This window comes from Vibrio sp. S12_S33 (genome assembly GCF_963889785.1).
In the GTDB taxonomy this organism is placed as follows: Bacteria; Pseudomonadota; Gammaproteobacteria; order Enterobacterales; family Vibrionaceae; genus Vibrio; species Vibrio aestuarianus.
Window position 1 is genome coordinate 1 of record NZ_CAWPQZ010000177.1, and the last position, 911, is coordinate 911.

General features: G+C 43.4%; 1 protein-coding gene. It reads right to left on the reverse strand.

Features of this window, described 5'->3' with window-relative positions:
* Positions 1-229: 229 nt before the first annotated feature.
* Positions 230-748 (reverse strand): Hcp family type VI secretion system effector, encoded by a 519-nt coding sequence (locus tag AACW06_RS19725; RefSeq protein WP_053308893.1) that lies wholly within the window; start codon positions 746-748, stop codon positions 230-232.
* Positions 749-911 lie beyond the last annotated feature (163 nt).

Consider the following 911-nt stretch of genomic DNA (forward strand, 5'->3'; position numbering starts at 1 on the left):
CGATTCGACCCCTTGATATTCACGCACCACTAAGGTGTCGTCTGCCAACCCATCCACTTTGAGCCTAAAACTTAACGTCGCCATTTATCTTCCCTTCCACATTTGAATGTCGAAAAACCTTAAGCTCAATACACAACAAAATGCTATGTACTGAGCTTAAGGCTCCAATGTGGGTCGCCCGCCCTAAGGACATGAAACACGAACGAGCGACCCAAAAAACTAAGCGTGATTACGCTTCAACAGGCTTGCGCCAGTCGTCTGAGCCTGAAGTACCAGCATTAATGTGATCCCACAGGATTTTACGGTAAGACATAGAAACCGTAACGTTTTGCGTGAAATCAGAGTTAGTTGGATCTTGGCAGTGTGGCATTTCACATTGAATGTCCACGATAGACGCGCTTTCCAGTTTGGTGGTGAAGAAGTTTTCTTGCTTACCTTCGATAGAGGTGCGGTACCATTTTAGCTCAACCGATTTCATCTTCTCACCAGACGCCAATGCGTTGTAAAGAAGCGGAACCGCTTTATTTAGCGCTACGGTAAATTTGAATGGCTTATGAACACGTTGACCAGAAGGCTGACCAGATTGTGGGTCAGTTGGGACGGTTACCACGTGGTCAAATTGTTGAACTAACATTTGGTCTTCATGACCTTCAACAAATGCATCGCCGATAGAATCAGTAGATAGAGCACCTGCAGTGATAAGACCCTGAGTTTCGCCGTCGATAGAGATATAACATGGAGTTGGCATTGCAAATTCCTTACTTTACTTAAATGATGAATGTATTTTGCGCAAATTCATCACCTATAGAGCAAGGTCGATGCCAACCTTAAGATTGTTTAATTTCAATGAGTTATAATGACAAATGAAACATATTGAGCAATAACCTGCCTAGCGTAAGCAACTTTTTGCT

Coding starts and splice junctions, on each gene's coding strand:
- AACW06_RS19725 (WP_053308893.1), bottom strand. CDS start 748: ATGCCAACTCCATGTTATATCTCTATCGACGGCGAAACTCAGGGTCTT.